This is a genomic window from Thalassobaculum salexigens DSM 19539 (genome assembly GCF_000423805.1).
GTDB lineage: Bacteria > Pseudomonadota > Alphaproteobacteria > Thalassobaculales > Thalassobaculaceae > Thalassobaculum > Thalassobaculum litoreum.
In genome coordinates, this window is sequence record NZ_KE384093.1 from 848,927 (window position 1) to 871,260 (window position 22,334).

At 67.3% G+C, this 22,334-nt stretch carries 20 protein-coding genes; 15 read left to right on the forward strand and 5 right to left on the reverse strand.

From position 1 onward, the window contains the following. Positions 1–55 precede the first annotated feature (55 nt). The 3 genes from G578_RS0108290 (at position 56) to G578_RS0108300 (ending at position 2,418) form a co-directional block, all read left to right on the forward strand. A complete protein-coding gene (locus G578_RS0108290; RefSeq protein WP_038013909.1) occupies positions 56–841 on the forward strand; it encodes a 3-hydroxybutyrate dehydrogenase in 786 nt (261 codons plus the stop codon). Next, the gene (locus G578_RS0108295) at positions 841–1,995 is read left to right on the forward strand and encodes a patatin-like phospholipase family protein (protein ID WP_084618762.1); all 1,155 of its coding nucleotides are present in this window, start codon (positions 841–843) and stop codon (positions 1,993–1,995) included. The genes G578_RS0108290 and G578_RS0108295 overlap by 1 nt, the downstream gene beginning before the upstream one ends. Before the next feature lie 117 nt (positions 1,996–2,112). Next, entirely contained in the window at positions 2,113–2,418 is a 306-nt protein-coding gene (locus G578_RS0108300; RefSeq protein WP_028793834.1) for a 4a-hydroxytetrahydrobiopterin dehydratase, read from the forward strand. Between the two features lie 11 nt (positions 2,419–2,429). On the opposite strand, the gene G578_RS25405 is transcribed toward G578_RS0108300, so the two are convergent. Both G578_RS25405 and G578_RS0108310 read right to left on the reverse strand, forming a co-directional pair. Then, on the reverse strand, positions 2,430–4,502 hold the full coding sequence (locus tag G578_RS25405) for an elongation factor G (protein WP_084618763.1): 2,073 nt from the start codon (positions 4,500–4,502) through the stop codon (positions 2,430–2,432). Between the two features lie 212 nt (positions 4,503–4,714). Further along, a complete protein-coding gene (locus G578_RS0108310) occupies positions 4,715–6,031 on the reverse strand; it encodes an MFS transporter (RefSeq protein WP_169400837.1) in 1,317 nt (438 codons plus the stop codon). Between the two features lie 137 nt (positions 6,032–6,168). On the opposite strand from G578_RS0108310, the gene msrP reads away from it, so the two are divergent. The 9 genes from msrP (at position 6,169) to G578_RS0108355 (ending at position 14,186) form a co-directional block, all read left to right on the forward strand. Beyond that, complete coding sequence (gene msrP / locus G578_RS0108315) at positions 6,169–7,170, forward strand: protein-methionine-sulfoxide reductase catalytic subunit MsrP (protein WP_028793836.1); 1,002 nt, start codon at positions 6,169–6,171, stop codon at positions 7,168–7,170. Positions 7,171–7,276: 106 nt separating this feature from the next. Further along, positions 7,277–8,026 (forward strand): SDR family NAD(P)-dependent oxidoreductase, encoded by a 750-nt coding sequence (locus G578_RS0108320; protein WP_028793837.1) that lies wholly within the window; start codon positions 7,277–7,279, stop codon positions 8,024–8,026. Between the two features lie 38 nt (positions 8,027–8,064). Beyond that, positions 8,065–8,877: a prolipoprotein diacylglyceryl transferase gene (gene lgt, locus G578_RS0108325; protein ID WP_028793838.1), complete on the forward strand. Its 813-nt coding sequence runs from the start codon at positions 8,065–8,067 to the stop codon at positions 8,875–8,877. A 10-nt stretch (positions 8,878–8,887) separates the two neighbouring features. Then, the gene (locus tag G578_RS0108330; RefSeq protein ID WP_028793839.1) at positions 8,888–9,973 is read left to right on the forward strand and encodes a class I SAM-dependent methyltransferase; all 1,086 of its coding nucleotides are present in this window, start codon (positions 8,888–8,890) and stop codon (positions 9,971–9,973) included. 44 nt (positions 9,974–10,017) lie between these two features. Then, positions 10,018–10,782: a peptidoglycan editing factor PgeF gene (gene pgeF, locus G578_RS0108335; RefSeq protein WP_028793840.1), complete on the forward strand. Its 765-nt coding sequence runs from the start codon at positions 10,018–10,020 to the stop codon at positions 10,780–10,782. A gap of 23 nt (positions 10,783–10,805) precedes the next feature. Beyond that, the gene (locus G578_RS0108340) at positions 10,806–11,957 is read left to right on the forward strand and encodes a M24 family metallopeptidase (protein ID WP_028793841.1); all 1,152 of its coding nucleotides are present in this window, start codon (positions 10,806–10,808) and stop codon (positions 11,955–11,957) included. Positions 11,958–12,061: 104 nt separating this feature from the next. Then, positions 12,062–12,886, forward strand: coding sequence for a hypothetical protein (locus tag G578_RS0108345; protein WP_028793842.1), 825 nt, complete (start codon positions 12,062–12,064; stop codon positions 12,884–12,886). Positions 12,887–13,090: 204 nt separating this feature from the next. After that, positions 13,091–13,522, forward strand: coding sequence for a phasin family protein (locus G578_RS0108350; protein ID WP_028793843.1), 432 nt, complete (start codon positions 13,091–13,093; stop codon positions 13,520–13,522). 310 nt (positions 13,523–13,832) lie between these two features. Then, positions 13,833–14,186: a tRNA-binding protein gene (locus G578_RS0108355; protein ID WP_028793844.1), complete on the forward strand. Its 354-nt coding sequence runs from the start codon at positions 13,833–13,835 to the stop codon at positions 14,184–14,186. A gap of 83 nt (positions 14,187–14,269) precedes the next feature. On the opposite strand, the gene G578_RS0108360 is transcribed toward G578_RS0108355, so the two are convergent. From G578_RS0108360 to G578_RS28300, 3 genes are all read right to left on the reverse strand, one after another. Continuing rightward, positions 14,270–14,920: an RraA family protein gene (locus G578_RS0108360; protein ID WP_028793845.1), complete on the reverse strand. Its 651-nt coding sequence runs from the start codon at positions 14,918–14,920 to the stop codon at positions 14,270–14,272. Continuing rightward, complete coding sequence (locus G578_RS0108365) at positions 14,917–15,555, reverse strand: PAS domain-containing protein (protein WP_169400838.1); 639 nt, start codon at positions 15,553–15,555, stop codon at positions 14,917–14,919. The genes G578_RS0108360 and G578_RS0108365 overlap by 4 nt, the downstream gene beginning before the upstream one ends. An 80-nt stretch (positions 15,556–15,635) precedes the next feature. Continuing rightward, positions 15,636–18,002, reverse strand: a complete 2,367-nt coding sequence (locus G578_RS28300; protein WP_051244339.1) for a methyl-accepting chemotaxis protein — start codon at positions 18,000–18,002, stop codon at positions 15,636–15,638. A gap of 386 nt (positions 18,003–18,388) precedes the next feature. Between G578_RS28300 and G578_RS0108375 the strand changes: the two genes are divergently transcribed. The 3 genes from G578_RS0108375 to G578_RS0108385 all read left to right on the forward strand — a co-directional run bounded on the left by G578_RS0108375 (position 18,389) and on the right by G578_RS0108385 (position 22,134). Further along, positions 18,389–18,847, forward strand: a complete 459-nt coding sequence (locus G578_RS0108375) for a hypothetical protein (RefSeq protein WP_211228880.1) — start codon at positions 18,389–18,391, stop codon at positions 18,845–18,847. A 186-nt stretch (positions 18,848–19,033) separates the two neighbouring features. Beyond that, a complete protein-coding gene (locus G578_RS0108380) occupies positions 19,034–20,236 on the forward strand; it encodes a pyridoxal phosphate-dependent aminotransferase (protein WP_028793848.1) in 1,203 nt (400 codons plus the stop codon). A 161-nt stretch (positions 20,237–20,397) separates the two neighbouring features. Further along, a complete protein-coding gene (locus G578_RS0108385) occupies positions 20,398–22,134 on the forward strand; it encodes an IlvD/Edd family dehydratase (RefSeq protein WP_028793849.1) in 1,737 nt (578 codons plus the stop codon). Positions 22,135–22,334 lie beyond the last annotated feature (200 nt).

The window sequence follows — 22,334 nt, forward strand, 5'->3', positions numbered from 1 at the left end:
CAACGTATTCTCGGCCGGCCCAATCCGCCGTCCCACGAACCAGAGGAAAATCGACATGAGCCTCAAGGGTAAATCCGCCGTCGTCACCGGATCGACCAGCGGCATCGGTCTCGGAATCGCCAGGGCGCTCGCCGGCGCCGGCGCCGACATCATGCTCAACGGTTTCGGCGATGCGGGGGAGATCGAGCAGATCCGCGCCGGCCTGGAGACCGAGTTCGGTGTGAAAGCCGCCTTCAGCGGCGTGGACCTGACCAAGGGCGACCAGGCGAAGAAGCTGGTCACCGACGCGGAGGCCGCGTTCGGCAAGGTCGACATCCTGGTGAACAACGCCGGTATCCAGACGGTGGCGCCGGTCGACGAGTTCCCCGAGGACCGCTGGGAGCTGATCGTCGCCCTCAACCTGTCGTCCAACTTCTACACCACCAAGGCCGCCCTGCCGGGGATGAAGCAGCGCGGCTGGGGCCGGATCATCAACATCGCCTCGGCCCACGGTCTGGTCGCCTCTCCGTACAAGGCCGCCTATGTCGCCGCCAAGCACGGGGTCGTCGGCTTCACCAAGGTGGTGGCGCTGGAGACCGCCGAGCAGGGCATCACCTGCAACGCGATCTGCCCGGGCTTTGTGAAGACTCCGCTGGTGGAAGGCCAGATCGGCGAGCAGGCCAAGGCCAACAACATGACCGAGGAACAGGTCGTACGTGAGGTCATCCTGGCCAGCCAGCCGACCAAGAAATTCGTCGAGGTCGACGATCTGGGCGCGCTGTCGGTGTTTTTGGCCGGCGATCATGCGGGCTCGATCACCGGGGCCGCTCTGCAGGTCGATGGCGGCTGGGTCGCCCGCTGATGGCTCCCCGCCCCAAATCCCCGGGGCGCAGGTCGGACGGAAAGGACGATCCCGCCCGCCACGAGGCCAAGGTTCCGGCCCGGCTCCGCGCGGAGGCGGAGGCGGCCGTCGAGCCGAAGCGGCCCCGCTCGAAGGCCGGCCCGCAGGTCAAGCGGATCAACCTGGCGCTCCAGGGCGGCGGCTCGCACGGGGCCTTCACCTGGGGCGTGCTCGATGCGCTGCTGGAAGACCCGCGGGTTACCTTCGACGCCATCTCGGGCACCAGTGCCGGTGCGATGAACGCCGTCGTCCTTGCGGCCGGCTGGGCGGAGAACGGGCGGCAGGGGGCCCGCGACAAGCTTGACGCCTTCTGGGAGGCGGTCGCCGACGCCGGCCGGTTCAGCCCGATCCAGCGTACCTGGACGGACCGGCTGCTGGGCAACTGGCGGGTGGACAGCTCGCCCGGCTACCTGACGCTGGATTTCCTCAGCCGGTTCCTGTCACCGTACCAGACTAATCCGCTGAAGATAAATCCGCTGCGCGATGTGCTGGTGGATCTGGTCGATATCGACAAGGCCAGGCACGAGGCCGACATCAAGCTGTTCATCAGCGCCACCAACGTGCGCTCGGGCAAGATCCGGGTGTTCGAGAATCACGAGCTGTCGATCGACGCGGTCATGGCCTCGGCCTGCCTGCCGACCATGTTCCAGGCGGTGGAGGTGGAGGGCGAGCACTATTACGACGGCGGGTATATGGGGAATCCGGCCCTGTATCCGCTGATCTACAATTCCGAATGCCGCGACATCGTCATCGTGCAGATCAACCCGATGTACCGTGACACCGTCCCCACGGACGCGCGGGAGATCATGGACCGGGTGAACGAGATCTCATTCAACTCCACCCTGATGCGGGAGATGCGGGCGATCCATTTCGTGAACCGGCTGATCGCCGCCGGCAAGCTCGACCCGGAGGCGTACCGGGTGACCCGCATCCACATGATCGAGGCGTCGGAGGAGATGCAGGACATGCATGCGTCCTCCAAGCTCAACGCGGAGCGGGCGTTCCTCCACCATCTGCGCGACATCGGCCGCACCGTCGCGACCACCTGGCTGGAGGAGAGCTTCGGCTGCGTCGGCACCCAGTCCTCGATCGACGTGCGGGGCACGTTTCTGTAGGCGCGACCTGCGGCCGGCACCTTGCATCGCGGTGACCTGCCCCAACCTTGACGGGGACGGGGCCGCTTCCGGTCCCGCGCCAATCCAACACCCAACCGGACGGGAGACGACACCGCAATGGCCGAGAAACTCACCGCCGACGACCGCACCGCCCAACTCGCCGCCATGGATGGATGGGCCGAGGCGCAGGACGGCAAGGCGATCACCAAGACCTTCAAGTTCGACGGCTTCGAGGCCGCCTGGGGCTTCATGACCCGGGTGGCGATCAGGGCGCAGAGCATGGACCACCACCCGGACTGGTCGAACGCCTACAACAAGGTTGTGGTCGAGCTCAGCAGCCATGACGTGGGCGGGGTCACGACGCTGGATATCGAACTGGCCGAGTACATGGACGTGGCGGCCTCGCAGACCGGGGCGAAGTAGCGGCCGGGGCGCTACCCCGCCGCCGCCATGTGATGCTCCACCACCTTGTCGGCCAGCCGGCCGGTCAGCTCCTGCAGGTGGTCGAAGGTCCAGGTGAAGGAGGCCAGCCCCTGGCTCTGGGCCCGCAGATCCAGGATCAGGTCGTGCATCTCCGCCTCCGGCAGATAGGCCGTTACCGCGTCCCAGCCGGGCCAGCCGTCCTTGGCGTCGAAGCCCAGGATCTGCCCGCGCCGGGACGACAGGATGCCGTGCACCTTGCTGGTCGCCTCCGACGGCACGGCGATGGTCACCTGATGGATCGGCTCCAGCAGCACCGGGCCGGCCTTGGCCAACGCATCCTGAAGACCTGAGCGGGCGGCGATCTTGAACGCCATGTCAGAACTGTCGACGGAGTGATGCTGGCCGTCGGTCAGGGTCACCTTCACGTCCACCACCGGGAAGCCGAGCGGGCCGCGTTTGCAGCCCTCGCGGCAGCCTTCCTCCACCGCCGGGATGTAGTTCTTCGGCACCGAGCCGCCGACCACCTTCTCGGCGAAGGCGAAGCCCGATCCACGGGAAGTGGGCTCCACGCTGATGCGGATATCGGCGAACTGGCCGTGGCCGCCCGACTGCTTCTTGTGGCGGGCGTGCTCGTCCACCGGATTGCGGATGCTCTCGCGGTAGGCGACCGCCGGCTCGCTCAGGCTCACATCCAGCTTGAAGCGCGATTTCAGCCGTTCCGCCGTCACCCGCAGATGGGTCTCGCCCTGACCCCAGATCGTCAGCTCGCCCAGCTCCTGGTCCTGGCGCACCAGCAGCGACGGGTCCTCCTCGGCCAGTTTGGCCAGCGCGCCGGACAGTTTCACCTCGTCGTTGCGCTCCGACACGCTCAACGCCCGGGCGAAGACCGGCTGCGGCACCTCCGGCCAGCCGAGGCCGCTATCCGGCATGCCGCCGCTCGGCGTCAGCACGTCGCCGGTCTGGATCGGGTCCATGCGGCCCAGCGCCACCACGTCGCCGGGGGCGGCCGAGGGGCGCTTGTCCAGCTTGCCGCCGCTGGCGGCATAGATGCCGGAGACTTTCGCGCCGTTCAGGGTGTCGCCGTCCTTCACCGTGCCGCGCCAGATTCGGACATGGGACAGCTTGCCCATATGCGGCGCGTGGATGGTCTTGAACACCTGCGCCATCGGCACCTCGCCGTCGCCGAGGCCGCGTCGCTCGACCGTGGCGGTGTGGTCCGGGGTCTCGTGGCGCAGCAGTTTCAGCAGGCGCTGCACGCCATGGTCATGCTCGCCGGCGCCCAGCAGGACCGGTACGAGCTTGTCGGCGCTCAGGGTCTCGGCCAGATGGGCGTAGACCTCCTGCTTGTCGAGATCCATCTCCTCCAGCAGCTGCTCCAGCAGGTGGTCGTCGAAATCCGCCAGGGTCTCCAGCAGCTCGTTGCGGGCCTCGGCCTCGCGGCCGGCAACGGAGCCGGGCAGCTCGATCAGGGCGGAAGGTTCGCCCTCGCGGTACCGGTAGGCCCGCTCGCTCACCAGATCGACATAGCCGGTCACCTTCTCGCCGTCGCGGATCGGCACCTGGCGCAGCGCCAGCGGGCGGGATGAGAAGCCCTGCAAGGCGGCGAGGATGTCGCGCACACTCTCGGACGCCTGATCCATCTTGTTGATCAGCACCACGTGCGGGATGTCGTGGTCGTCGAGGAACTTCAGGATCGGGCCGGCGGCCGCGGCCTTGGCCGCCTCGGGCTCGACAACGACGACGGCGACGTCGGCGATCATGCAGGCGTGGCGGGAATCCAGGGTGAATTCGATGCCGCCGGGCGTGTCGATGAAGGTCCAGCTGTCGCCCAGATAGGTGCCGTGGCCGATCGACAGCTCCGTGCTCGCCCCGCGCTCCCGCGCCTCGGGGGCCGTGTCGCCGACCGTGTTGCCGTCCTTGACCGTGCCTTTGCGCTCCACGGTGCCGGCGGCGTGGAGCAGGGCCTCGAGGAGGCTGGTCTTGCCGGACTGGTAGGGGCCGAGGATCGCGGCGCAGCGGGTCGCGCCGCCACCTTCTCTGCCGCGTTCTGTCGCTCCGGGTGTGCCGTTGGGATTGGAGGCCATGCTGTCTCTCCCTTCGCTCGCCCGGGTGGAGATCCCCGAGGGAGGCCTGGGAAAGGCGCTAAACGGGGGTGTCCCGGGTCATGTGCCCGAGGCCGCCCCGAGGGCCCGATGGCAAGCGCCGGGACGACCGGCGTCTATGTCCGGGTATTGAAGGACTCCCAAGGCGAGGGTGCAAGCCGATTCGCCCGCCCGTCGGCTCGCCCCGCGGCCCGTCAGCCGGATGGCGCCATCCGGCTGGCCTTCGGCATGGTGCGCGACAGCACGAAGCCCAGTCCCGCGAGCCCGCCGAGCACGACGACCGTTGTCGCGACGCTTGTCGCCTCGGTGACGATGCCGAGCCCCATGAAGCCGATGGCGACGATCCCGGCGGCGGTGTTGGAGAAGGCGATATAGAGCGGCCGCTCGTCCTCCGGGGCGCCGTCGGCCAGATAGGTCTTGCGCCCGAGCCGAACCCCGGCCACCGCCACGCCCAGCACCAGGAACACGCCCGCGAATGCCCAATGCCGGATCTCTTCGGGCACCAGCGCCGGCAGCGCCAGGGCGGCGGCCGCGGCGACCACGCCGAGCGCCGCGCTGGTGGTCATCACCTTGCGGGCGGAGTCGTCGGAGAAGGCACCCCAGAACGGGCTCGACAGCACCGCCGCCAGACCGGTCGCCACCATGTAGAACCCGAGGTCGTCGAGGGTTGCGCCCGCGTGTTCCTGCGCGAACAGGACGAAGATCGGCGTCGCCACCTCGATCGACAGCAGCGCCGAGCGAGCGGCGAGGAAACGGCGGAAGCCGGTGACCTGGCGCATCAGGGCGAGGCCGCGGCGCATCTCCTCCAGCGGGTCGCGTCCCTCGCCGGGCTCGCTCTTCTCCTCCGGGATCGCGGCGAACAGGATGGCAGCGGCGGCCCAGAGCACGGCCGCGGCTCCGATCAGGGTCAGCAGCGGGGCCAGCGCGTCGGTGCCCTTGACGCCGGTGGAGAGCCAGATGCCGGTCGCCAGCGCGAAGGCGCCGCCGATGGCCGACCGGTTCGCCAGCATCCGGCCGCGCGCGCCCGACGGAACGGTCTTCGGCGTCACATCCTGGAAAGAGACCGAACCGCAGCCACTGGCGATGCTGAAGGCGAGCAGGAGGCCGGCGATACTCCACCCGGCCGATGCGGCGGGTAGCCAGAGGGCGGCCGCGACCATCGCGGTCAGGCAGAGCGCCTGGAAGGCACCGGCGGCGACCCAGACCCACTTGCGCCGCGGGCGGGTGCGGATCCAGCCGGAGATCATGAGCTGCGGCAGCAGGGAGCCCGACTGCTTGGCCGGCATCAGCATGGCGGCGATCCCGGACGGCGCGCCGATCGCGCCCAGCAGCCACGGCAGCACCAGGTCTGGCCCGGCCAGTTTCTCCGCCAGTTTCGTACAGGCGCCATTGGCCACGTTGAGCAGATAGGCGCGTGTCGCCTTCGGCTGCGCGGCCAGGGAGTCGGCCGCGTCTCCGGCGAGCAGATGGATCAGTTTCGAGGGGGCGGGGGCGGGCGTGTCGGTCGTCATTCCGTCAAACATGGACTGCGGCCGCGAAAAGGCAAAGGCCCTGCGACTGGGGAAAGCCTCTCACCCCGAGTTGATTTGGCGTGCGCGACGCCGCGCGCTACCTGTCTGATACGAATGCGACAAGGGAGTGCGTGACCATGCTGATCAAGCGGCCCAAGGGGTGGGAACTGCCGGAACGCCTCGCCACGCCGGAGAGCGTGTACATGAACCGCCGCGCGCTGCTGCGCGGCCTCGGCATCGGCACGGTGCTGGCCGGGACCGGCGCACTGGCCGCCTGCGGCGACGAGGCGTCCGCCGACAACGAGGCCGTCCAACTGGCCGACCTGCCGCCGGATCCCTCCGCCGGTCTTTATCCGGTGAAACGCAACGCGCGCTACACGGTCGACCGGCCGATCACCGAGGAGGATCTGGCGACCACCTACAACAATTTCTATGAGTTCGGCTCGTCCAAGAACATCTGGCGCGCCGCGCAGGATCTGCCGATCCGCCCCTGGACCGTGACCCTGGACGGCATGGTCGAGCAGGAGCGCACCGTCGCCATCGACGATCTACTGGCCGCCATGCCCTTGGAGGAGCGGGTCTACCGCCACCGCTGCGTGGAGGCGTGGTCGATGACCGTGCCGTGGTCGGGCTTCGCCCTGAGGTCGCTGGTCGAGTACGCCAAGCCGCTGTCCTCGGCCAAATACGTGGTCATGCAGACCTTCCAGAATTCCGACATCGCCCCGGGGCAGAAGCAGGTCTGGTATCCCTGGCCCTATGTGGAGGGGCTGACGATCGAGGAGGCCACCAACGAGCTGGCCTTCATCGCCACCGGCCTCTACGGCAAGCCGATCCCGCGCCAGAACGGGGCGCCCCTGCGGCTGGCGGTGCCCTGGAAATACGGCTTCAAGTCGGTCAAGTCGATCGTCCGCTTCACCTTCACCGACAAGCGCCCGGTCTCGTTCTGGGAGGAGCTTCAGGCCAGCGAGTACGGGTTCTGGGCCAACGTGAACCCCGAGGTCTCCCATCCGCGCTGGAGCCAGGCGTCCGAACGGGTGCTGGGATCCGGCGATAAGGTGCCGACGCTCCTGTACAACGGCTACGGGGAGTATGTGGCCGACCTGTATAAGGGGCTGGAGGGCGAGAGCCTCTATATGTGATCCTCCCCGGCAACGGGGCGCGCTGAACCGATAGGGCCGGGACCGCCGTGCGGTGCCGGCTTTGTCGTCTTCGGCGCCCCGACCGAAAAAGCAGGGAGGGAAAGACATGGGCAGGCTCGACGGAAAGATCGCGATCATCACCGGGGCGGCGGCCGGCATCGGCAAGGCCTCGGCGGCGCTGTTCGCCCGCGAGGGGGCGACGGTGGTGATGGCCGACGTCAAGGCCGATCTCGGCGAGACCGCCGCCGCCGCGATCCGAGATGCCGGTGGGACGGCCGAGTTCGTGACCACCGACGTCTCCAAGGAGGATGACGTCCGCGCCCTGATCGACGGCACGGTGGAACGCCACGGCCGGATCGACGTGCTCTACAACAATGCCGGCGGCGCCACGCCGAAGGACGGCAAGGTGACCGAGATGCCGCTGGACGAGTTCTGGCGCACCATCTCCGTCGACCTGTTCGGCCCGTTCCTGGGCTGCCGCTTCGCCATTCCGCATATGGAGCGGGGCGGCGGCGGCTCGATCATCAACACCACGTCGATCCGCGCGCTCACCGGCACCGCCGGGGCGGATGCCTATTCCTCGGCCAAGGGCGGGGTGATCGCCCTGACCAAGGCGCTGGCCATGCAGTGGCACACGGCGGGCATCCGGGTGAACGCCATCGGGCCGGGCATGGTGCTGACCGAGCGGGTGGCGGCGATGCTGGACCCGGAAACCAACCCGATCGCCATCAAATCCCTGATGGGTCCGATGGAACCGGATGACATCGCCTATCTGGCGCTGTATCTCGCCAGCGACGAGTCACGAAAGATCACCGGCGCGATCTATCCGGCCGAGAGCGGGGCGAGCGCGCACTGACACCAGCCCCGACGTAAGATCGCGAAGGCCGCCTCATGATCCTGCCCGCCATCCCGTTCCCGGTGATCGATCCGGTCGCGGTCGCCATCGGACCCTTCGCGATCCGCTGGTACGCGCTCGCCTATATCGCCGGGATCCTGCTGGGCTGGAAATACGCGGTCTGGCTGGCCAGGCGGCGGCCGGTCTTCTTCGAGGCCAAGCTGATCGACGACCTGGTGTTCTACGCCACCCTCGGCATCGTGCTCGGCGGGCGGCTCGGCTACGTGCTGTTCTACAATCCCGGCTACTACCTGTCCCATCCGCTGGAGATCGTCATGGTCTGGCAGGGGGGCATGTCGTTCCACGGCGGCTTCCTCGGCGTGGTCGCCGCCACCGCCCTGTTCGCCCGCAAGGTGGGGGCGCCCGTGCTGGCGATCGGCGATCTCGTCGCCGCCGCCGCGCCCATCGGGATCTTCTTCGGGCGGATCGCCAATTTCATCAATGGCGAGCTGTTCGGCCGGGCGGCCCCCGAGGTGCCCTGGGCCATGGTGTTTCCCCATGGCGGGCCGATCCCGCGACACCCGTCCCAGCTCTACGAGGCGGCGCTGGAAGGGCTGGTGCTGCTCGTGGTGCTGTTCCTGCTGGCCCGGCGCGAGAGCATCCGGCGGAGGCCGGGCATCGTCATCGGCGCCTTCTTCGCCGGCTACGGAATCGCCCGGACGATCTGCGAGTTCTTCCGCGAACCCGACGTGCAACTCGGCTTCATCCTGCCGCATGTGACCATGGGGCAGATCCTCAGCCTGCCGATGATCGTCGTCGGGACCGCGATCATTCTGTGGGCGGCGCGGCGGGACCCCGTCGTCTCGAAGTGACCGGCCGCCAATGAGCCTGCTCGATCATCTGCGCCGGCGGGTCTCGTCCGAAGGGCCGCTCTCCGTTGCCGACGTCATGGCGGATGCCCTGACCCATCCGCGCTTCGGCTACTACGCGACCCGCGATCCGTTCGGCGCGGCCGGCGATTTCGTCACCGCGCCCGAGGTCAGCCAGATGTTCGGCGAGCTGATCGGACTATGGGCGGCGGTGGTCTGGCAGCAGATGGGGTCGCCCGGCCGGGTGCATCTGGTCGAGCTCGGCCCCGGACGTGGCACGCTGATGGCCGACGCCCTGCGCGCCACCCGCTCGGTTCCGGGCTTCCATGCGGCGGCCGATCTCCATCTGGTGGAGGCGAGTCGGACCCTGCGGGAGATGCAGGACCGCGCGCTCTCCGGCTACGCGCCGCGTTGGCATGACGACATTTCCGGCGTGCCGGACGGCCCGGCCATTGTCATCGCCAATGAGTTCTTCGACGCGCTGCCGATCGTCCAACTCATGCGCACGGGCGCCGGATGGCACGAGCGGCGCCTGGCCTTCGATCCGGAGGGCGGTGCGCCGATCTGGACCCTGACGCCGGGGATCACCCCCTTGGCGGCGCTGCTGCATCCCAGCGTGCTGATGAGCGCCCGGCCCGGGGAGATCGTGGAGGTATCGCCGACCTCCCTGTCGGTGGCCGATGCTCTGGCCCGGCGGGTCGTGCGCGAGGGCGGGGCGGCGCTGGTGATCGACTACGGTCACGGCGAGAGCGCCGCCGGCGACACCCTGCAGGCGGTCAAGGCGCACGAGCCGGTGGACGTGCTGTCGACCCTGGGCGAGGCGGATGTGACCGCCCATGTGGACTTCGCCGCCCTGGCGCGGGCGGTGACCCAGGCGGGTGGGGTGGCCCATGGTCCGCTCCCCCAGGGCGTCTTCCTCTCCGCCCTCGGCATCGTCCAGCGGGCCGAGGCACTGGCCGCACGGGCGACACCGGCACAGGCACGCGATATCGAGGCGGCGAAGGTCCGCTTGATCGACCCCGGCGAAATGGGCACCCTGTTCAAGGTCGCAGCCTGGACCGGTCCGGCGGCCAGCCCCCCGCCCGGGTTCGAGGCTTAGGCCCCGGCCCGACACCAGGATCGGCCGACAGCGAGACACGGTTCTTGTTCCAGATCGACGGTTTCGACGAAAACGGCATCGCCCACGCTTTCTTCTCGCGCCGCGGCGGGGTGAGCCGTGGTCTGTACACCTCCCTGAACTGCGGGCGTGGGTCGCGCGACGATCCCAAGGCGGTGGAAGCGAACCGGGCGCGGGCCGCCTCGGCCCTGGACATGCCGCCGGGCACCCTGTTCACCAACCACCAGATCCATTCCAACAAGGTCGTCGTCATCGACGAGACCGGCGAGCCGGATGCCAAGCGCGAGGCCGATGCCCTGGTCACCAACCGACCGGGCATCGTGATCGGGGCGCTCGCCGCCGACTGCGCGCCGGTACTGTTCGCCGCCCCTGGCGACCGGGTGATCGGCGCCGCCCATGCCGGCTGGCGCGGCGCGCTGGACGGGGTCTGCGACGCGACGGTCGACGCGATGATCGACCTCGGCGTGCGTGCCGACGGGATCAAGGCGGCGGTCGGCCCGTGCATCGGCGTGGAGTCCTACGAGGTCGGCCCGGAATTCCCGGCCCCCTTCCTGGAGCAGGATTCGGCCAACGGACGGTTCTTCGAGAAGGCGGAGCGCGACGGGCATTTCCTGTTCGACCTGTCCGGCTATCTGGTGCATCGGCTCTCGCGCCTCGGCCTCGGCGAGGTCGTGCGCATGGCCTCGGACACCTGCCGGGACGAGGCGAACTTCTTCAGCTACCGCCGGTCCCGCCACCGGGGCGAGCCGGATTACGGGCGGCAGCTCGCCGCCATCACGCTGGGCGTCTGATCGCCCGTTCCCAGGGGGGCACAATGGCATTGCATTTCACCCGCGCCGAGTTCGACGCGCGCAAGACCCAGACTTTGGCGGCGATGGAGAAGGCCGGCCTCGACGGGCTGCTGATGTTCCGCCAGGAGAGCATGTTCTGGCTCGCCGGCTACGACACCTTCGGGTTCTGCTTCTTCCAGTGCCTGTATCTCGGGTCTGACGGCAGGGTCGTGCTGCTGACCCGCGCGCCGGACCTGCGCCAGGCGCAGAACACCTCCACGATCGAGGACATCCGCATCTGGGTCGATCGCGATGGGGCGACCCCGGCCGACGACCTGCGCGAGGTGCTGGCGGAGGTCGGCGCGCGCGGCAAGCGTCTGGGGGTGGAGTACGACGCCTATGGCCTGAACGCCCGCAACGGCAAGCGGCTGGACGCCGCCCTGGACGGTTTCGCCGCCCTGGAGGACGCCTCGGAGCTGGTGTCGCTGCTGCGGTTGGTGAAGTCGCCGGCGGAGCTGGAGTATGTCCGCCGCGCCGGCGTGCTGGCCGACGACGCCCTGAAGGAGGCGCATCGGCTGACCGGGCCGGGGGTGGACGAAGGCGAGATCCTGGCCGCCATGCAGGGGGCGGTGTTCAAGGGCGGCGGGGACTACCCGGGCAACGAGTTCATCATCGGTAGCGGCGGCGATGCCCTGCTGTGCCGCTACTTCACCGGCCGTAAGACCCTGGCGGCGCAGGACCAACTCACTTTGGAGTTCGCCGGGGCATACCGGCACTACCACGCCTGTATGATGCGCACGATCCCGGTCGGACCGGTGCCGGATCACCAGGTCCATATGTTCAACGCCTGCGCCGAGGCGCTGGAGGCCTGCAAGGCCGCGCTGCGCCCCGGCCGGCCGATCGGCGAGGTGTTCGACGCCCATGCCCAGGTGATGGACGCCAACGGCCTGCGCCATGCCCGGCTGAACGCCTGCGGCTATTCCCTGGGGGCGGTGTTCGCGCCGATCTGGATGGACTTCCCGATGTTCTATCACGGCAATCCGGTGGAGGCGGCACCGGGCATGGTGTTCTTCCTGCACATGATCCTGATGGACAGCGATGCCCAGCTCGCCATGTCCCTGGGCGAGACGGTCATCGTCACCGACGGCGCGCCGGAACGGCTGTCGGCCATGCCGCTCGAACTCGTGACCAAGTAGCTCTTGGCAAGACCGGGTGCGGCGCGGCATACCACCGCCATGCCGCATCTGTGGATCTTTCTCGGTTTCCTGTTTCTGGGCCTGCTGGTGAGCTGCGTCATCGTATGATCGTGCGTCTGCTCTTCCTGCTGTTCGCGCTCGTCGTCCTGGCCGGTTGCGGGCAACTGCCGCAGCCCTTTTCCAAGGACGAGGCGAACCTCGCCAAAGCGCCGTTCCTGATCGCTCCGGCGACCGAGGGCGTGCTCGTGTGGCCGATGGTCGGCGTCCCCGACGACACCGCCGAACTGATCACCGAGATGACCGTCGACGCGCTGCAGAAGCGGGGGGTGGCGGCGAGCTCCAACGCGTCGAACCGGTCCAGCCTGATGCTCAGCACGTCGGGCGAGCGGCAGGCCGACGGGGCCTTGAAGATCATCTGGACCCTGAGCCGACCGAACGGCGAGATCGTCGGCACCCGGGTGGACGCCATCGCCAGCGACCCCCGCTTCGAGCAGGCGGTGACCCAGGTCGCGCGCTGGATCGTACCGAATGCCCGGCGCATGGATATCGAGCCGCCGCCGTTCTCCGTGACGGTCTACGAGGTCGGCGGCGCGCCGGGCAACGGCAACGACATGTTGCGCCGGGCCATGGCTTTCGCCCTGAAGCGGGCGGATGTCGCGGTCGCCGACTTCCCGCCGCCCGACGGGTTCGTTGTCCAGGGTTACGTGTCGATCGAGCCGAAGGAGCTCGGCGGCGATCTGGTGAAGATCTCCTGGACGGTGATGGACGGCATCGGGCGGGAGCTCGGTACGATCGACCAGTCCAACACGGTCGCGTCCGGGGCCCTGGACACGGACTGGGGGCCGGTGGCTTCGCCGATCGCCAAGGCGGCGGTGCCCGGGATCGTGACCCTGATCGAGCGTCATCTCGAGCTCATTTCAAGCCAGTAGATCAACCGGTTTCCGGCCGAACGCCGCGGCTATCGCCCTGCTCGGCGCCTGCAGTTGCGCAATTTATGCTGCAGTGCACAAAATTCGATTGACTCTGGTCCGCACCGGTCCCATTTATCTGTGGTGATTGTGCAGTGCAGCAACGACTGCGCCGGCTGGGCCTGCCTCCCGCAAGTTCCCAGCCGTTCAAAGAGGAGAGTGGAAATGGCCGAGTTCAAGAACCCCTTCATGGACTTTGACGTTCAGAAGATGATGGGCGAGTTCAAGATCCCGAACGTGGATGTCGACGGCATCGTCGCCGCCCACAAGAAGAATTTCGATGCGATCGCGCAGGCGAACCAGATCGCCGCCGAGGGCATGCAGGCGATCATGAAGCGCCAGAGCGAGATCGCTCAGGCCGCCATCGTCGAGGTTCAGTCGAACCTGCAGGCGATCGCCACCCAGGGCGCGCCGGAAGAGAAGCTGGCGCAGCAGGCCTCGATCGCCAAGTCGACCCTCGAGCAGGCGCTGGGCAACCTGAAGGAGCTTCAGGAGATGGTCGCGAAGTCCAACGCCGAGGCGTCGGGCATCATCAACAAGCGCATCATGGAGTCGCTCGACGAGGTCAAGACCGCGATCGAGAAGACCAAGTCGTAATCACGCGATACTCAAGCCCTGTCCCGAGGGGCGCGAGGTGCAGGGGCCGTCCGAGTGATCGGGCGGCCCCTTTTCGTTTCTAGAGCCAAATCCGACCATATTGAATCATTTTATGATTCAATATGGTCGGTGAATTTGTCTCTAAACCAATAAGATAGAGCAGATTCACGCACGCTGACGCGATCACGAAGTGATCTCGCCACCGCACGATCCGCTCTAGCAGGACTGCGGGCGGCGCCGCATGGTTGCGGTCGGACGGTGGCGCGTGCTACCGGCACTGCCTGTGGCAGCCAATCAGTCGGGAGCGAACATGGCGGACGCGCGGGCACCGGAGATCACCTACGACGATTTCCTGAAGGTCGACATCCGGGTTGGGACGGTCGTCGAGGCGCAGCCGTTTCCGGAGGCGCGCAAGCCGGCGATCAAGCTGTGGATCGATTTCGGCGAGGAGATCGGGGTGAAGAAGACCTCGGCCCAGATCACCGTGCATTACACCCCGGAGGAACTGGTCGGTCGGCAGATCGCCGCGGTCGTCAACTTTCCGCCGCGCCAGATCGGCCCGTTCATGAGCGAGGTGCTGACCCTCGGTTTCATGGACGAGGAGGGTGCGGTGGTTCTGGTCTCCCCGACCACCAAGGTCCCGAACGGCGGTCGCCTGCACTGAGCGGCGGGGCGAACGGGCATTTCCGACCCAGATGACTCCCCCGGCCCTGGGCCGGGGAATGGGGTGAGGGTGGTTGGAGCGCCTCAGATCTTGGCGAACTTGGCCAGCGCCTCGCGGAAGGTGAGGCCGTTGTCCATTTCCTTCATCGCCTGGGCGTCGTCGTCGGCGTAGCGCCGGGTCATCTCCAGGATCTCGGCGGCCCGGTCGATCGGGATCACGCAGATGCCGGACCCGTCGGCGACGATCAGGTCGCCCGGCCGGATCAGCACGCCCTCGATGGTGATCGGCTCGCCGATGGCTTCCACCTTCAGGCGGGTCTTGCCGGGCGTCGGCACCATGTGGCGGGCGAAGATCGGAAAGCGGAACTCCTGCTGCTCCTCCCAGTCGCGCACGCCGCCCTCGACCAGCAGGCCTTCGATGCCCTGGATCTTGGCCGCGTAACTCGCCATGCCGCCCCAGGTCGAGACCGGATTGCCGCCGTTGTCGACGACGATCACGTCGCCCGCACCGGCCGCTTCGATCATGTGACCGACCTTGAAGTCCTCCACCGGGAAGGTGCCCTTGGCGCCGGTCTGCTGGCGCACGGTGACGGCGGGGCCGACGGCCTTGGTCCCCGGAACCACGGCGTTCAGGCCGGTGATCACGCCGTTCAGGTCGAGCTCGTCGAGGGCGTTGGCGATGGTGGGGGTTGCGATGTCGCGGAATCCGGCGACCAGCGAGGCAATATCCGTCATTCTTCCAGTCCAGGCGGGGGAAACGCATCGAAGTAGAGCACGCCGATGGTCATATCGACCGTGCGACCGTCCGTCGCGAGCGGACAGTGGACACTATCGAAGCTGCGCCAGGATCCGTCCACCGGCCATTGCACCCAGCCGCAGCGGAAGACCGGTCGGCGCTGGAGGACGGGATTGCGGAAGGTGGCGACCATGGACTCTCGGGATTCGCCGAAGCTGCATTCCGAAATCCACTTGCCGGTGTAGTCGCGATCCCGGAAGGCGGTGATGTCGGTCCCGATCATCCGGTAGCGGAAATCCTCGGCATCCGGTCCGACATCCATGATCAGCACATGGCCGAACCAGCGCTTCAGATCCTCCACCGGAAAATCCCCGCGCGACGGCAGGCAGGCACCCTGGCGCCTGGAACCCCAGAGCGCCGCGAAATCGGCGACACCGTCGTGCCGCGGCCGCTCCTGAACCTCCAGGCTGTCGTAGGTCGCGTCGTACCGACGCCGCTCTATATCCGGCGGCACGCCGTCGTTGCCAGGCACCACTGTGACGGTCCAGGCGGTCGACAGCGACGGCAGGCCCACCAGACGGCCCGACGTCGTCACATCGGCATCCACAACGGGAGAGCTCTTGGAAGGGGACACGCTCTTCACCTAGATCGCCGCAGAGAAGACAATTTCACGATGTCGGGCATGATTCGTCAAGTAATTGGGGCGAATTTACCTCAACTTGATCGGATGCGCTGCAGGAAGCCGGACACCTCTCGTTCCAGGGTTTGCATTTCGGCCTCCAGGACATTGCAGGTGCTGAGAACCTCACCGGCGCTCTGTCCGGTTTCGCGCGACGCTTCGCTGACTTCGGCGATCTCGGAAGAGACCTTGGAGGTCTGAGCCGCGGCCTCCTGGCTGTTGCCGGCGATTGTCGAGGTGGTCGCCGCCTGTTCCTCGACGGCCGCGGCCACGGCGGCGTTCATGTCGTCCAGCCCGGCGACCGCCCGGGCGACGGTATCGATCGCCTTGACGGCCTCGCCGCTGGCGCCCTGCATCTGCTCGATCTGCTGGCGAATATCGTCGGTCGCCTTGGCGGTCTGGGTGGCGAGGTTCTTCACCTCCGAGGCGACGACCGCGAAGCCCTTGCCGGCATCGCCGGCGCGCGCCGCCTCGATCGTGGCATTGAGGGCCAGCAGGTTGGTCTGTTCGGCGATCTCCTGAATCAGGGCGATCACCGCACCGATCCGGGTCGCGGTCTCCGCCAGGGCGGCGATCCGCTCGTTGCCGATGCCGGCCTGGGTGCTCGCGCCCCGGGCCATCTCGGCGGCGCGGGCCACCTGGGACCCGATCTCCGAGGAGGCGGCGGCCAGTTCGTCGGCCGCCTCGGAGACGGCCTGCACGTTGGCGGTCGACTGCTCGGAAGACGCCGCCACCGCATCGGCGCGCGACAGCGAGGCGTTCGAGGACGTGGCCATGGCCTCCGCCCGGGCGCGGACATCCGCCACCTGGGCGGTCAGGCCCGCCACCAGCGTGCCCACGGACTGCTCGAAGCTCGCGGCCAGGGCTTCCAGCGACCGGCGCTTCTCGGCCTCGGCGCGGGCGTCCGCCTCTTCCTGCTCCTGCTCCAGGCGCCGGACCCGCTGGGCGTTGTCCTTGAACACCTGCACGCAGCGCGCGATGTCGGCGATCTCGTCCTTGCGGTTCACGCCGGGGATCTCGACGTCCAGGTCGTTATCCGCCAACCGCTCCATGGCCTGGGTGATCGCCCGCAGCGGGCTGGTGATCCCGCGGCCCAGGAACAGGGCCAGGATCACGGCCAGCACCGCGGCCGCGGCGGTTCCGGCCAGGATCAGCAGGGTCGACAGCAGCTTGTCGTCGGTGCGGGTGACGATGGAGGCGGCGACGCTGGCCTCGACCTGCTCGGCCACGGCCGCGGCCGCGGCCGTCATCTCCTCGGCCGCCGCCGTCCGGGTCTGCAGGGCGGTCACCAGGGTGTCGAATTTCTTCTTCGCGGTGACCACCATGTCGCTGAACTGATCGATGGACGATCCCTCCGGCAGGCTGCCGGCGAGGGCGCGAATGGTGTTCTCGAGGGCTCCGAAGGCGAAGACCTGCGCCATGGCAGCGGCACCTTGGCCGTTGGCGGCGACAACCTCTTTGGTGTTCGCGTCGATCTTCTTGACCGCCGTCAGCAGATCGGCGGCCTGGGTGGCGATGTCGGACGCCGCCTGGGCCTCCGCCGTCGCCGCCTGGGCCGCGGCACGGGCCTTTGCATAGGCGGCGGTCTCCTTGCGGGCCAGGGCGGTCGCGAAGGCGTTGATCTTCTTCGACACGCTCTCGAGTTCGGCCACGACCTCCGTTTCGTCCTGACCCGCCTCGACGGCGGCGAACATCGCCTCCAATGCCTTGCGGTACCCGCCGACCGCCGCGGCCAGCAGGGCCACGGGCTTCTCGTCGTCGGTCCCTGCGGTGAGCTTTTTCAGTTTGATCGCCGTCAGGAACATGTCCTTGGTGCCCTCCCGCGCGGCGGCGGCGTCCTCCGCGGACCGGGTCCGCAGATAGACCGCCTCGTCGCGGCGCGCGCTGAGCGTCGCCATGATCAGCGTGCGGGTCAGTTCCTCGATCTGCAGCTTCTCGTTCTGCTCGGCCAGGGCGGCGTCGCGCTGCGTGCTCAGCGCGGTGCGGCGGTTGTCCTGATCCCGGCGGATATTGGTGGCCACCCGCTCGAACTCGACATTGTTCGACTGGATCTCGGCGATCAGCTGGTCGGCGCTTGCGCGGGCGGCTACCAGGGTGTCGAACTGCCGGCGGTATTCAAGGATTGTCCCCGCCGTGTCCTGCTCGCCGACGGCCTCAGCCAGAGCGGCGGCCTGCTCCAGATGGGCAAGCGTCGCGTCCCGCGCGGCCTGCTCCCCGGACAGGCGATAGGCGCTGGCCGAGATCTGCGCGCTTCGGATCAGCCGCTGGATGTCGGCGACCCGGTCCGCCTGGGAGACCTGGTCGGAATACCGCTCCAGTGCCAGCCACCCCGTGGCGCCGAGAACCAGGGTTAATGCGACGACCCCAGCGAAACCTGCTCCGATCCGAAATCCAATGCGCATGTGATGCCCCTTCACGCTGTGCGACGGTTAACGGTATTCGCGTATCGTTAAGAAGACGTTTATTAAAGTATATTGCTTTTCTGTCTCACTCTTTCGGGGCTTTTAGTTTTTATTAACACCTTTGAGTGCAGTTTCGGAAGTGAAGTCGGGCTTCCATGGAAACGAGTGTTCCTTTGTCCGTCTCGAAGCTACGTCCGCTGACAGCCCGTCAGAGAATGTGGCAGGCGAAATAAAGAGATAAGGGAGAAACCTAGATGACCTTGGGTCGATATCTGAAAACGCTGGGTGTGGTGGCGACGGTCGTGGCCTTTAGTGCCGGAGCAGCGTCCGCCAATGATTTCGCATCGCAGATTACTGACGTTCTGAGCAAACAGGTGAGGCCCTGGTTGAGCGATCCGACGGTCATCGAGGCCGTGAAGGCGCAGAACGCCGAGACCGCCGGCCTCTCGGAGGCCGAGATCGATGCCCTCGACAAGCAGTGGCGCGCCGAGGCCGAAGCCGGCAGCGGGCCGCTGATCGACAAGGTGCTCGCCGGCAAGCTCTCCGCCTTCCTCAAGGAGAAGAAGGCCGCTTCCAACGGCCTGTATTCGGAAGTCTTCGTCATGGACGCGAAGGGCCTGAACGTGGGTCAGAGCGACGTCACCTCCGACTACATGCAGGGTGACGAGGACAAGTGGCAGAAGACCTATCCGGTGGGTCCGGACGCGGTGTTCATCGACGAGGTCGAGTTCGACGATTCCAGCGGCCAGTTCCAGAGCCAGGTCAATGCCACCGTCGTCGATCCGGCGACCGGTCAGGCGATCGGCGCCATCACCATCGGCATCAACGTCGAGAAACTGGACTGAACGCAGCGACGCATGCCCGACGGGGAGAGGCGTCTCCCCGATCCCTCCCGGGTGCTCCCTCGGGCCGGTTTCCCAACCGGCCCGTTTTTTTGTCTCCGGGACGCCCGGCTACCTTGCTTTGCGAATAGGTCGGGCGTAGCGTGCCCGGCATTCCGCGAACCGCGAATTCCTGGGAGTTTTCGAGAGATGGGCATCCTTGCCGAGCGGCTGAGCCGCGTGAAGCCGTCGCCGACGATCGCCGTCAGCACCAAGGCCATGGAACTGAAAGCGGCGGGTCACGACGTGATCGGCCTGGGCGCCGGCGAGCCGGATTTCCCCACGCCCCAGCACATCAAGGATGCCGGTAAGGCGGCGATCGACAACAACAACACCAAATACACCGCCGTCGGCGGCACGCCGGAGCTGAAGGACGCCATCGCGCTGAAGTTCAAGCGCGACAACGGGCTTGAGTACGCCCGCAACCAGATCGTCGTCGGCACCGGCGGCAAGCAGGTCCTGTACAACGCCTTCATGGCGACCCTGGATCCGGGCGACGAGGTGATCATCCCCGCCCCCTACTGGGTCAGCTATCCGGACATGGCGATCCTGGCCGAGGGCAAGCCGGTCTTCATCGACTGCCCGCAGGAACAGGGTTTCAAGCTGCAGCCGGAGGACCTCGAGAAGGCGATCACCCCGAAGACCAAATGGGTGGTGCTGAACTCCCCGTCCAACCCGACCGGCGCCGGCTATACCCGCGCGGACATGAAGAAGATCACCGACGTGCTGATGAAGCATCCGCATGTCTGGGTGATGACCGACGACATGTACGAGCATCTCGTCTACGACGATTTCGAGTTCTGCACCCCGGCCCAGGTCGAGCCCGGCCTGTACGACCGCACCCTGACGGTCAACGGCGTGTCCAAGGCCTATTGCATGACCGGCTGGCGCATCGGCTTCGCCGGCGGCCCGGCGGACCTGATCAAGGCGATGACCGACATCCAGTCGCAGTCGACCTCCAACCCGTGCTCGGTCAGCCAGGCGGCCTCCGTGGCGGCGCTGACCGGCGATCACGGCTTCATCGCCGAGAACAACAAGGTCTTCAAGGAGCGCCGAGACCTGGTGGTCTCCATGCTGAACCAGGCGGCCGGCATCACCTGCCCGACCCCGGACGGCGCGTTCTATGTCTACCCGTCGGTGAAGGGCTGCATCGGCAAGAAGACGCCGGACGGCAAGGTGATCGAGAGCGACAGCGACTTCGTCACCGCGCTGCTGGAGAGCGAGGGCGTGGCCGCCGTGCAGGGCGAGGCCTTCGGCCTGAGCCCGCATTTCCGGATCTCCTACGCGACCTCGACCAAGGTGCTTGAGGAAGCCTGCGAGCGCATCCAGCGGTTCTGCGGCTCGCTGAGCTGAGCTTTACAACTGTCGTATTCCTGACGCCGGCGCGGGTCTCTCGCGCCGGCGTTTGCCTGCCTTGACCCAGGCGCCCGACACAGCGCACCCTTCCGCTCGCCGGCCTCCAAGAATTCCATCAAAAAGGGCCGGTATAGTCGCTCGACCGGAGGAAATGCGCGATGACCGACCGTCCCGATCCCATGAAGGGCAAACGCCGCTCGTCACAGTGGTATGGCAAGATCGACAAGGACGGGTATGCCCACCGGTCCTGGATGAAGAACCAGGGCTTTCCGGCCGAGGTCTTCGATGGCCGGCCGATCATCGGCATCGCCAACACGTTCAGCGAGTTCAATCCCTGCCACGGCCATTTCCGCAAGATCTGCGAGCATGTGAAGCGCGGCGTGTGGGAGGCGGGCGGCTTCCCGCTCGAATTCCCGGTCTTCTCCAATTCCGAGAGCCAGCTCCGGCCGACCTCGATGCTGTACCGCAACCTCGCGTCCATGGACGTGGAGGAGGCGATCCGAGGCCTGCCGATGGACGGCGTGGTGCTGCTGGTCGGCTGCGACAAGACCACGCCGGCCCTGCTGATGGGCGCGTCGAGCTGCGACCTGCCGACCATCTGCGTATCCGGCGGCCCGATGCTCAACGGCTATTACAAGGGCGAGAAGATCGGTTCCGGCACCCATGTCTGGAAGTTCTCCGAGGCCGTCCGCGCCGGCGAGATGTCGATCGAAGCCTTCATGAGCGCGGAGCAGGACAATCACCGTTCCGCCGGTCACTGCATGACCATGGGTACCGCCTCGACCATGGCGTCGATGGTGGAGAGCCTGGGCGTGTCCCTGCCGGCCAACGCCGCGATCCCGGCCGTGGACAGCCGCCGCTACGTGCTGGCCCACATGTCCGGCAAGCGCATCGTCGACATGGTGATCGAGGATCTGCGCCTGTCGAAGATCCTGACCAAGGACGCGTTCGAGAACGCCATGGTGACCAACGGTGCCATCGGCGGGTCGACCAACGCGGTCATCCACCTGCAGGCCATCGCCGGCCGTCTCGGCGTCGACATCGGCCTCGACGACTGGGACCGGCTGGGCAAGGACATGCCCTGCCTGGTCAACCTGATGCCGTCGGGCGAGCACCTGATGGAGGATTTCTACTACGCCGGCGGCCTGCCGGCGGTGCTGCGGGAGATCGGCGACTCCCTGCACAAGGACGCCGTCACCGCCAACGGCAAGACCATCTGGGAGAACGTGAAGGACGCGGAATGCTACAACCGCGACGTCATCTTCCCGCTGAAGGAGCCGTTCAAGCCGAATGGCGGCATCGCGGTGCTGCGCGGCAACATGACGCCCGACGGCGCCATCCTGAAGCCGTCGGCCGCAACGCCGGAGCTGATGGTGCATACCGGCCGGGCCGTGGTGTTCGAGGATATCGACGACTACAAGGCGCGGATCGACGACGAGGATCTCGATATCGACGAGACCTGCATCATGGTGCTGAAGAACTGCGGTCCGATCGGCTATCCGGGCATGGCGGAGGTCGGCAACATGGGTCTGCCGCCGAAGGTGCTGCGCAAGGGCATCACCGACATGATCCGCATCTCCGACGCCCGCATGTCCGGCACCGCCTACGGCACGGTGATCCTGCACGGCGCGCCCGAGGCGGCGGCCGGCGGACCGCTGTCCCTGGTGCAGAGCGGCGACATGATCGAGGTCGACGTGCCGAACCGGCGCCTGCACCTGGACGTGTCGGACGCCGAGCTGGAGAAGCGCCGGGCCACCCGGGCAGCCTTCAAGAGCCCTTACGACCGCGGCTATTCCAAGCTCTATGTCGAGACCGTCAACCAGGCGGACAAGGGCGCGGATCTGGACTTCCTGGTCGGTAATTCCGGCACCCCGCTGATGCGCGAGAGCCATTGAGGCGGGCCATTGCGGTGAGCCATTGGGGCGAGGAGCCGGTGCTCCTCCCCCGTCGTCCTGACGCATGTCAGGACCCGCGCATGGACGGTCGACCTGCGGCAGCGGCTTGATCCTGACGTGCGTCAGGATGACGGGATGGGTGGAGGGCGCCGGGCCTGACGGCCGGCTCCAGCGGCTGGGTTCAAGGTTCGGATCTAACA